Origin of the sequence: Bacillus cereus group sp. MS39 (genome assembly GCF_040448665.1) — a bacterium.
GTDB classification, from domain to species: Bacteria; Bacillota; Bacilli; order Bacillales; family Bacillaceae_G; genus Bacillus_A; species Bacillus_A wiedmannii.
In genome coordinates this window covers 59195-71004 of sequence record NZ_CP123058.1, presented here as the reverse complement: position 1 = coordinate 71004, position 11810 = coordinate 59195, and the positions used below count along the sequence as shown (strand labels likewise).

Here is an 11810-nt window from a genome sequence, read left to right as displayed (position 1 = left end):
TCTATTTCAGTAAAAGTTTTTTATATGCATTATAAGTATCTTCATACAAATTTTTTAGGGAGAACTGAGTAGATGCATGATTATATAAACGATTTCCCATCGCTTCTAATTCACCATTCAACCATTTTTCGTAAGCATTTTCTAATGCGCTTGCTAACGAGTCTACATCACCAATTGGTACAATCCAGCCATACGTATCATCAACTATTAACTTTTTCATATCACCTACATTTGTTGCAATAGAGGTTAAGCGTTGATTTGCTGCTTCTAATAAAACGAGAGGGAAACTTTCACTATAAGAGGTTAACAAATTAATGTGTGCAGATGCATATAATTCTTTTGAATCTGTACGAAAACCTAGAAAAATCACCTTATCCTCTAGTTTTTTTTGTTTCACCATCTCTTTTAATTCTTCTTCTATAGGTCCGTCACCAAGCAAAAGTACCTTTATATTTGGTATTTTAATTTTTTGTAACGCCTCAAACAAAATGTGGTGGCCTTTCACAGGATGCAGACGAGCTACTTGAATGGCTGTAAATACTCCTTCTTCTATTCCAAATTCACTTTTATCATAAGGTTTTGCTGGAACGTTATCATATTCAATTCCATTATAGGTCGTACAAATTTTCTCTTCTGGTACACCTAGTTTTATTATGTTTCTCTTAAAGTTCTCCGTAATTGCAAAGAACAAATCTACCTTCCTGAAAGAACGTAAATTTAACTTCGTAAATACCCATCCTTTTAATCCCCTCTTCATAAAATCCAAAGTTGGATCACTGTGGACAGTCATTATCCATTTCGCTTTTATACCTTTTTTCAAGAGGGAGAGATAGAAATTTGCTCGTGCGCCATGTGTATGCACAATGTCAAATTGATTTTCATTAATAAATGATTTTATTCTTGAAAGAATGGATAGGTCGTACCGAGATGATTGAGTAAAAACATGCACTTGAATACCAAGGTCTCTCGCTTCTCTAGCAATCGCACCTTCTTCGAATACCATTAATTCCACTTCTTTCTTCGGAAACTGAGATAAAAGTGAAATAATATGTGTTTTTCCTCCGCCCTCTTCTGCACCAGCATTTATATGTAACACTTTCATTTCCTATTTCCTCCACACTTTTTTATTTTTACTTACTATAACAAAAATAAAAGCTAACATGTGCTAGCTTTTATTTTTTAATCATTCAATTTCCAAATCAACAAGTAGGTATGCGCTAATAAGGGCTAAATAAAAACTTACACCCGGTGCCATTAAAACATGACCAGCTATAAATGAAATACCTAGGGCTAAACCTATTCCGGTCATTACTAATACATATTTCACAGTGAATAATTGTTTAAATTTAGTCAATACAAGTCTAATAATTTTAAGTCCAAAGTATACAAAAGGTAGTAAAAGTAACCCAAGTCCACCAATTCCAAATGAATAGAACCAATCATGGAAATCTCGTTCAATTAATTTGGGCTCACCTTTATAATTACCTGAATAACCCATACCTAATATTTTTTGAGAAAGAGGAGCTTTTTCATAGTACTCTTTATACTGCTGTTCAAATAATTCCCTGCCACTAAAGATAATAGCCTGTGTTTCCTCTTTCTGTTCTTTTTCAATTTCAATTTCTTTCTCTTTTTCCGTCTCAATAACGTGAGGTTTATGTTCTTTCAATTCTTCTACTTGTTTCGCATTTTCTTCCTTCTTCTCATTTTGTTGCTTCTCAATTACTTGAAAATGTAGCCCCATATTTTTCATAAATGGTGAGAAAGGAGTGTATGCCATTACCCCTAGAAAAACAGTCATTGCAATCATACCATTTAATACATATGCATTTTTCTTTGTATCTTTACGTTGCATAAATGCCTGAATAAAACACATGATGAACGCAATAATCATTGTAGCAAAAATCGCTCCAAATCCAACCTTTGTACCAACAGCAAACAATGAAAAAATAATCAAAATAGAAGGAATCCAGCAATATATTTTAGACATACTAGTTGTTTTTTCAATAGAATATAAAACAACTATTGGACAAATAATCGCCAGAATTGAACCTAATTCATTCCCTGCATAAAACCATCCACGTGAACCAACCTTTAACCAATCATAACTGTTATAATCTGTTCCTGTTACAACTGAAACTACCATTACTATATTTATAATTAATGCTGCATAGGCAATATTGTTTCGCATTTTAAAATGCCTATTTTCTTTAAGTGATTTAAAGACCAAAATATAGCAAGTAAACATGATAAACGGATATAAAGATTTCGCTATAAACTTAATCTCTTCCCCTAATACGATAGGATCCTTAACCAATTTATTATTAATTAGTCCTATAGTGAAAAAAGCACCCATTCCAATTATATACAGCAAGTACTTAAGATTCCCTCTTTTCCTAGCTTGGAATACAATGTATATTCCTCCTAGGCCCATGACAAATAGACGCGTAAGAATTCCAATGGTTGTATCAATTTTTAAAACCATTATACAAAATGCCGTGAGTAAATCTAGAATTGGCTGTAACATTATAAAAATCAGTAAGAAATTTTCAAATTTACTACTTATACTGTTTTCCTTTAACATTTAAAGCCTCCATAACTATTACATAATTTCAACCTATAAAATAAACATTTTTTATCCATCTCAAATGTTTATTATAGCATAACCTTATTGTTAAACTATCCGATTTATATACCAATTTTTATAATAGAAAAGGTAATAAATTTGTATTTTCAAACGCTTTCTTTCCTAATTTATTCTTTTTTTTTACACGTAAAGAAAATACATTGTTATTTCCAAAACTTTAGTGTATATTTTTTCTCTGGAACATCTTTATAAGGAAGGAATTAGAGCCATGTTATTAATCGATATATTTACGTTTCTTGGCATTATCGCCGCTGCCATTTCTGGTACATTAGTTGGTTTAAAAAAAGATTTAGATTTATTCGGTGTCCTTTGTTTAGCTGTAGCTACTGCGCTCGGCGGCGGTATTATTCGTGATATTATGATTGGTAACCTGCCTCCTGTCGCATTTGTAAAACCCATTTACTTTTTCGTAAGCGTATTATCAGCATTATTTACTTGTATGTTTTTTGAACGCATCAATAAACTTCAAGTCGTTATTATGCTTTCTGATGCTGTTGGCTTAGGTGTTTTTACAGCTATTGGTGCAAATGCAGCAATGTCACATCACGTTGACGCCTCATTTTTAGTAGTTTCAATGGGAGTCATTACAGGTATTGGAGGCGGTATTTTGCGTGACATTTGCGCTCAAGATATCCCTTACGTATTCCGAAAAGAAATTTACGCAATCGCTTCTATCTTAGGAGCAATTAGCTTCCTAATCACACATGCAATGGGCGCGCACGTATTAGCTTTCTATGTTTGTTTATTAGTAACATTCATTATTCGTGTCGTCACTGTAATATATAATGTACATTTCCCTGTTTTCTTTAAAACACATGCTAAAATTAATAAAGGTCATTAAGAGAATTCTACATAGAATTCTCTTAATTTATATACAATTCCATATACTGTAGAGTAATTTTATATAACAATATATAATTACATTAGAATACAAAATTGAAAACGCTTTACAAACAGGGGGAAGAATGATGCTTGGGGTTTTTAAAAAAATTAAAACAAACACCAGTATAATTGAGTTAAGTAAAGGCCAACAAATAATATTTAATGTGCCTGCTAATTCTGAACTAAAAACTCAAATGGATATGCTACATATTTCGAAGGAAGATTTACAAATTGTAAAAGTATTACAGCCGTTTATTTATGAGGAAATAGATTGGATCACTGAAAAATTCTACACCAACATCACAAAACAACCTAATTTAATTGCCGTTATTGAACGCTACAGCTCTATTCCCAAATTAAAACAAACGTTAAAAACACATATTAAAGAATTGTTTAGCGGTAATATGTATGAAGATTTTATTGAACAACGTGCTAAAATTGCAAGAAGACATGTACAAATTGGTTTACATAGAAAATGGTATACTGCAGCCTATCAAGAATTATTCCGTTCCGTCATGAAGATTTTGCAAACTAAAATTTCAACAATAGAGGATTTTTCTTATTCTATAAATGTAATAAACAAATTATTTACATTAGAACAAGAACTTGTTATTGCGGCTTATGAATCCGAATATGAAAGAATTCAAAAAGAACATGAAAAAGAAAAAGAACTGACAGCTATGACGATTACACATATTGCAACAGAACTAGCAGCAGTATCTGAAAAAACAAGTTCTTCTATTCAACAGTTAACATCTAAATCAGAAAATATTGTAGGAATTGCAAAAACAGGTACATCATTAGCCACAACATCAGAAGAAAAGGCTAATAAAGGAAAAGAACAATTAAATCTGCAAAACAAACGTATGGAAAGCATTCAAACAAATATGGAAACTATCATTACTGATACTCGTGAACTTCTCGATATTTCTAATAAAATTAACGAAATCATTGATATCGTAAAATCAATCGCTGAGCAAACAAATTTACTAGCATTAAATGCTGCTATTGAATCTGCACGTGCTGGTGAATTCGGTAAAGGTTTTTCAGTCGTAGCGGGAGAAATTCGAAAGTTATCAGAGCAAACGAAAGAATCTATCTACAACGTTACAAAGCTCGTTGAAAAAACTAATAAACAAATTATCCACGTCTCTTCCTCCGTAGAACAAATTAGCTCTCTCGTATCTGAAGGGACAGATAGTATGCATGCGACAGATCAATATTTCCAAGAAATCGTAAAAGATATGTCTAACTCTAAAGACCAGAATAAAAAAATTGAAAATGAATTAGAAGTTATTTCACAGGTAATGAAGAGTATTCAAGACGACTCCTCAAAAATGGCCTTAACAGCGGATAGTTTGCAGCTAGAACTAAACCGATAAAGCAAACAAATATAAGGGTGGAGATTCTTCATCTCTCCTTTGTATGAACTCTAATCATCCATCTACAAAAAAAGAATCCAAAATGGATTCTTTTTATTTTCTGAAAAATATTTTTTGACAGTAAACATAACTCATATAAACACCAAAGCTTTGTAAAATAAACAAGGCTGGCACAATCATATTGTAATATGCCATATGTACTTGGAAAAGTCTTAACAACACATATCCACTAATTAACAGTAAGAACAACACATATCCTTCGTTTTGTTGTGTCTTAATAAGAAAATATAATAAAGCTACAGTCATAAATAACGTTACCACTACATATATAAGTTTTTCATATTTAAATAGAATAGAATTTATCCCCTCATCTGAAAACTGATTCATTACTGGTTTTAAAAGTTTAAATCTTTCTTCTTCAATCTCTTTTAGCTTTTGATCAATATGCCCTGCTACACTTTGACTTTTCGGTATTTCCCCCTCATTTTTATCTTCTCCAATTAAGACATCTTGAACATACATCTCATTCGAAATCGTATATTGTGACATTCCCATTGTCTTAATTCCGTAATTCACACCAAAATGAGTACTATAAAATAAAATAAGTATCCCTATCATCTTTAAAAATACTTTTTTTTTCGTTGCTGATTGAAAGAATTCAATTAATAGCACATACACAGCGATAAAAATAGGGAGGAATAACCCCATTGGGAAAATCATATTGCTAAATGCAAATAAAATTGCCGAAAACACCCACATATAAGGATGCTCTAAGCCTTTATGTAGAAGTATGTAACAAGCAAAATAAAATAGGAATATTGCGAGTGATTCCTGCGTTAATAAAGAACTCATAAATATATTTGGAATATATAAAGCGTAGAACACAGACGCAATTCGACCACATTCTTTCCCAAAAATCATCGCTGCAATACGATAAATGAAAAATACGGTTCCTGTACAGAACAGAACATTAAATAACTGTAAAACAAATACCGTATCACCAAATATACGAATAACAATCGATTCATAAATAATAAAAGGTAACTGCATTACATTCTCTATATTATTACCAATTGCAATCTGCTTTGCAGCCTCATACATAGCTTTCATATCACCGATTACTGGAACGTCTACAAATAGAACCACACTAAGTCTCACAATTGTAGATATACTTATAAGAAAAATAAGAAATTGTTTATCTGTAAAACGATATTGTAAAATTGATGCCGCTAACAAGATGAGGATAATGAAAATTGCCAATACAATTGTCACACTTGTATTACTTCCTCCCAAAAGTTGCTTGCTTGCTTCAAACGCTGACCAACAACTATAAACAAAAAATACGAGCATCGCACCGATCATTATTTTACTGAAGAAAAATGAAAAATTTGTTTTTATATGATTCATATGTCCATTGCACCTCTATTTCCATTCATAACACAACGATTCTATCATGAATAGGCACACAGCTGATAGGGAATTTATATGACAAATATGTATTCTTCACTTTTCACTTGCAATGTAAGCGAATCCTCTTTTACACTACACTTTAGACAAAATAAATTTTCTTTCAGTTGCATGAATATACTTGCAGAAGTATTCTTTCCTCTCTATCCATAACTTTTACTCATTTGAATATCTGGTAAAATCCAATAGGAACTAACACTCCTTTTATGTCATAAAGAACATGTCACTCTGATTGAAAACGTAACCTAGGGGCTGATTATATGGAAAAGAAATTTATGAGAGAATCAAAAGCAATTAAAACAACACGTGTTTTCCCAAACGATTTGAACAATCATCAAACTTTATTCGGTGGAAAATTATTAGCGGAAATTGATAGTATTGCTTCTATTGCAGCTGCCAGACATAGCCGAAAACATTGCGTTACAGCATCTATTGATTCTGTTAATTTTTTAACACCAATTCAACAAGCTGATTCTGTTTGTTACGAAGCGTTTGTTTGTTATACTGGTAAATCATCTATGGAAGTATTTGTGAAGGTTATCGCAGAAAGCTTATTATTAGGAGAACGTCGCATCGCTGCTACTTGCTTTATTACATTCGTAGCTCTAAAAGATGGGAAACCTTCTTCCGTTCCGCAAGTACTGCCAGAAACTGAAGAAGAACATTGGTTGCACAAAACTGGTCTAGAACGTGCAGAAGATCGAAAAAAAGGACGTCTAAAAAGTAAAGAAATGGCTGAAGTACTAACTTTAAATAAACCTTGGAGCGTATAAAAAGCAATTTCCTTCTGAGCGAATATGTAGTATATATATTCGCTCATTGCTTTGTAAACAATTCAAACATCCACTACGATTTTTATAGTCACCCCTTAACCTATATATCTATCTTAACTACGCATATCCATTCTTATTTTCTTTTTTATACAACTTATTTTATATATATTTCTATACAAGCAATAGTTGATTTACAAAGTTTATGTAAGGTACACTTATACTCGTAATTAACAAATGAAGGTGATGATTTATTGCACATATAAAAAAACTATACCTTCAAAACTGTATATAAAATGTATTTCATTATACTAAAATTATTCACACTTCAAATATATTTTTATATGGAGTCAAATAATTAGCTCTAATAAGGGTTCTTAATACGATACAAATGATATTTTGATTAAATCGTATTACTTTAATGAAAAGGTGAAATCATGCAAAAATCAATTATTTCTAATATCTTTTATAAAATGCTGCTCAATACATTTAATATTATACTCCCAATCTTAGTTGGTCCTTACGCGTATCGAATGCTAGGAGCCAAGTCAATAGGAACTGTTAACTACGCCGAAACTATTTTTAATTATTTTTTCATATTCGCAGTATTTGGTGTATATCAATACGGACTACGTGAAATTAGTTTAATAAAAAATGATAAAAGTAAAGTTTCTAAGTTATTTACAAGTCTTTATGTAATTAACTTTACGACTAGTATTTTGGCTTTACTATCCTTTTTACTCTTTAGTTACATTGGATACGGTAACGAAAACTTATTCCCTGTCCTTCTAATTTTCGGCTTCAATTTCATTTCAAATATATTTTATGTCGAGTGGTACAATGAAGCATATGAAAATTATGATTTCATTACTAAAAAAACAATTGTTGTTCGACTTATCTATGTTGGACTTCTTTTCTCTCTAGTTCATGGAGTGAATGATTATAAAACATTTGCCTGCTTATTAGTGCTCTCAACATTCTTAAATCATTTTATTAGTTTTATATATGTGAAACGCCAAGTCAAATTTGATTTTTCTAACTTAACGATTATTCCACATTTAAAACCCTTAGTATTAGTCGTTATTTTTTCAAATGCCAGTATTTTGTACACACAATTAGATCGACTTGTCTTAGGCGCATACGCAGGAAAAATAGAAGTCGCTTTCTATGTTATGGCTTTCCAAATTATGACTATCATCAATACACTTATGTTAAGTGTTGTACAAGTCACGATTCCAAGACTTTCGTATTTATCTGGAAATGCAGCTGAAAATGAATATGAATCTTTATTAAATAGAATTTCAAAAGTATATTTCATTACCTTATTTCCTGCGGCAATCGGTCTAATGCTCATTGCCCATACGGCCGTCATTATTTATGGTGGAAAGGAATTCGCTCCCGCTGGTAATACTTTAATTATTTTTGCTTTTTATATGATCACAGTAGGTATTGAGTCTATTTTATCGAATCAAATTATTTATGTGAAAAAGAAAGAAAATATTTTGGTGCGCTTTTTATTTATTTGTGGATTCGTCAACTTAGTATCCAATATCGCATTAATATTTTCCGATATACTCACTCCCACAACAGCAATTTTCACAACAACCATTGCAAACATTGGATTAATTACTCTCGAATATATATATATAAAAAAGAAATTAAAAGTGAATTATACATTGTTTGATATTCAAAAACTTAAATACCTATTTTATTCTCTAACATTTTTACCAATAGCGTTTATTATAAAAAAATTAGTCTCTGGACAAATCATACAATTCGCCCTAGTAATATTAATATGCGGATTAACATACATTCTTATCTTATTTGTAACAAAAGATGAGATTCTATTAGCTCTACTAGGAAAGCTACAAGCACGATTCAAAAAGGTGTAAACGCAACCTCTTAAAGGAGCTGTTAAAATTGAAATTTTCTTTGATTATGGCCACTTGTGGTAGACGTGATGATATTCTAGATCTACTAAAGTCACTTAAACAACAAACTTATAAAAACTTCGAACTTATTGTAGTAGATCAAAATGACATTCCAATCTCTGAGCTCTTTGAGGAATATACCAATAATTTTTCTATTAACTATATTTATACACCTATTAAAGGCCTATCTCGTGCAAGAAATATCGGCTTACAAGTTGCTAATGGCGATATTATTGCTTTTCCAGATGATGATTGTATTTACGAAACGAATGTCTTAGAGAGCATAGTAGCAACGTTTAACTCAAATGCACATATTCAATTTATATCGACAAACACTACAAACATTGAAAAAACAGGATCTTTAATACATGCGCCTGATAAAGACATCATTCTAAATAATAAGTATGGATTCATGGGCCCCTCTTTCGCTCTGTTTTTTACAAAACAATTTGTACAAAACGTTGGCACATTTAATGAAGATTTAGGTGTTGGATCTGGAACAATTTATGGGGCCGGTGAAGAGACTGATTTCGTACTACGAGGTATGAAAAAAAATTATATAGGTTTATTTAGAAAAAATCTTTTCGTGTACCATCCTGTAAAAGAGGATACTATAGATGAACAATCATTAAACAGAGCTATTTCTTACGCTGGTGGTTTTGGTAAAGTTATCTGTTTACATTATGGATTTCCTTACCTTGTACGTGCAGTCGTTGCCGCTATATTCCGCATGATGCAAAATATATTTAACGATAAACGTAAATTCCATGCAAATCGAGTAAGAGGCATTATCCGTGGATACTTTAAATAATTTTTATTTCCCCTAAAAAAGGTGCAATCATTTTTAATAAACTGATTGCACCTTCTATTTATCTATCTTTCTATTATACACAAAATAGTCTTTTCTAACCCTTCACGCTACGACGTTTTCGGTACTTCTCCAATAAATCTCTCATACTTATCACCATTATATATATTTTTTTCAAAATAATGAAACATAATTCTTGAAAAAATATACATTTTGAAATGATAGCATTATACGAAAGAATTTAGTATCATGATTCAAGGTACTATTTCAAGTTGGACGGAGGATATTATGAGCTTATTAACAGTCGAAAAACTAGGACATACATTTGGTGATCGTACATTATTTAAAGATGTATCCATGCGCTTACTCGCAGGAGAGCATGTTGGATTAGTTGGAGCAAACGGTGTTGGTAAATCAACATTTATGAATATAATTACTGGTCAGCTTATCCATGATGAAGGTCGTGTAGAATGGACACCTGGTACAAATTACGGTTACTTAGACCAACATACAATTTTAACACCTGGTCGCACGATCCGTGATGTATTAGCAGATGCATTTTTACCTTTATTTGAAAAGGAAAAAGCTTTAAATGAAGTTACAGAAAAAATGGGCACTGCTACACCGGAAGAATTAGAGGAACTTCTTGAGCAAATGGCAGAAATTCAAGATGCTCTTGAAGCAGGTGGCTTCTATTTATTAGATATTAAAATTGAGGAAGCAGCTCGTGGTCTTGGAATTGATGCAATCGGTTTAGATCGTGATGTTGCTGCATTAAGTGGTGGACAACGTACAAAAGTATTACTTGCAAAGTTACTACTTGAACAACCAGAAGTATTACTATTAGACGAACCTACCAACTATCTAGACGTTGAACATATTCATTGGTTAACAAATTATTTAAAAGAATATCCTCATGCCTTCCTATTAATTTCCCATGATACGGAATTTATGAATAAATGTGTCGATATTATTTTCCATCTAGAATTCACAAAAATGACGCGTTATACAGCGACATATGAAAAATTCCTAGAGCTAGCGGAAATCAATAAAAATCAGCATATAAATGCTTATGAAAAACAACGCGAATTTATTAAAAAGCAAGAAGACTTTATTGCGAAGAACAAAGCTCGTTATTCAACGACGGGTCGTGCAAAGAGTCGTCAAAAACAACTTGATCGCATGGAGCGTATTGATCGTCCTGAAACGGCAATTAAGCCAGAATTCTCTTTCAAAGAGTGTCGTGCAAGTAGTCGTTTCGTCTTTGAAGGTGAAGATGTAGAAATCGGATATACACATCCATTATTGCCAAAATTAACGATGACAATTGAACGCGGTGAAAAAATTGCAATTGTTGGATGCAATGGTGTTGGTAAATCAACATTATTAAAAACGATTTTAGGCAAGATTAAACCATTAAGCGGTAAAACAAGCCTTGGTGATTTCCTAACGCCATCATACTTCGAACAAGAAGTAAAAGCTGATAATATAACACCGATTGATGATGTGTGGAATACATTTCCTAGCATGGACCAACATCAAATCCGTGCAATGTTAGCAAAATGTGGTTTAAAAAATGAACATATCTCTCGCCCTTTAAGTCAATTAAGTGGTGGTGAACAGGCAAAAGTTCGTTTATGTAAACTAATGGGAGAAGAAAGTAACTGGCTATTATTTGATGAGCCAACAAACCACCTTGATGTTACAGCAAAAGAAGAGCTTAAAAAAGCTATGAAAGCATATAAAGGAACGATTCTACTTGTATGTCACGAACCAGACTTTTATGAAGATTGGATAACAAAGGTTTGGGACGTAGAAGAATGGTCTCAACAAAACTCTTAATTTCTTAAAACAAGCCCTATGCAGACTAAGTTAAGTTTGCATAGGGCCATTTTCATTGAAATAACTTATAAAATTCATTAA

The 11810-nt window shown here is 31.9% G+C and carries 9 protein-coding genes; 6 read left to right on the top strand and 3 right to left on the bottom strand.

Annotated elements, in window-relative coordinates:
- Position 1: 1 nt before the first annotated feature.
- Together QEP67_RS00335 and QEP67_RS00330 are read right to left on the bottom strand one after the other, a co-directional pair.
- Complete coding sequence (locus QEP67_RS00335) at positions 2-1102, bottom strand: glycosyltransferase family 4 protein (RefSeq protein ID WP_353706487.1); 1101 nt, start codon at positions 1100-1102, stop codon at positions 2-4.
- A gap of 81 nt (positions 1103-1183) precedes the next feature.
- Positions 1184-2584, bottom strand: coding sequence for an O-antigen ligase family protein (locus QEP67_RS00330; RefSeq protein ID WP_000910731.1), 1401 nt, complete (start codon positions 2582-2584; stop codon positions 1184-1186).
- Positions 2585-2855: 271 nt separating this feature from the next.
- Between QEP67_RS00330 and QEP67_RS00325 the strand changes: the two genes are divergently transcribed.
- Entirely contained in the window at positions 2856-3488 is a 633-nt protein-coding gene (locus QEP67_RS00325; protein WP_000924369.1) for a trimeric intracellular cation channel family protein, read from the top strand.
- Positions 3489-3615: 127 nt separating this feature from the next.
- Complete coding sequence (locus tag QEP67_RS00320) at positions 3616-4911, top strand: globin-coupled sensor protein (protein ID WP_000901879.1); 1296 nt, start codon at positions 3616-3618, stop codon at positions 4909-4911.
- A gap of 93 nt (positions 4912-5004) precedes the next feature.
- Here the strand turns inward: QEP67_RS00320 and QEP67_RS00315 are convergent, their stop codons facing one another.
- On the bottom strand, positions 5005-6318 hold the full coding sequence (locus QEP67_RS00315; protein ID WP_353706486.1) for a glycosyltransferase family 39 protein: 1314 nt from the start codon (positions 6316-6318) through the stop codon (positions 5005-5007).
- Positions 6319-6638: 320 nt separating this feature from the next.
- Between QEP67_RS00315 and QEP67_RS00310 the strand changes: the two genes are divergently transcribed.
- The 4 genes from QEP67_RS00310 to QEP67_RS00295 all read left to right on the top strand — a co-directional run bounded on the left by QEP67_RS00310 (position 6639) and on the right by QEP67_RS00295 (position 11729).
- Positions 6639-7151, top strand: a complete 513-nt coding sequence (locus tag QEP67_RS00310) for an acyl-CoA thioesterase (protein ID WP_000412137.1) — start codon at positions 6639-6641, stop codon at positions 7149-7151.
- 434 nt (positions 7152-7585) lie between these two features.
- Complete coding sequence (locus QEP67_RS00305) at positions 7586-9040, top strand: oligosaccharide flippase family protein (RefSeq protein ID WP_001172433.1); 1455 nt, start codon at positions 7586-7588, stop codon at positions 9038-9040.
- 28 nt (positions 9041-9068) lie between these two features.
- Entirely contained in the window at positions 9069-9890 is an 822-nt protein-coding gene (locus QEP67_RS00300; RefSeq protein ID WP_000672699.1) for a glycosyltransferase family 2 protein, read from the top strand.
- A gap of 246 nt (positions 9891-10136) precedes the next feature.
- Positions 10137-11729, top strand: coding sequence for an ABC-F family ATP-binding cassette domain-containing protein (locus QEP67_RS00295; RefSeq protein WP_074651465.1), 1593 nt, complete (start codon positions 10137-10139; stop codon positions 11727-11729).
- The last annotated feature ends 81 nt before the right edge of the window (positions 11730-11810 follow it).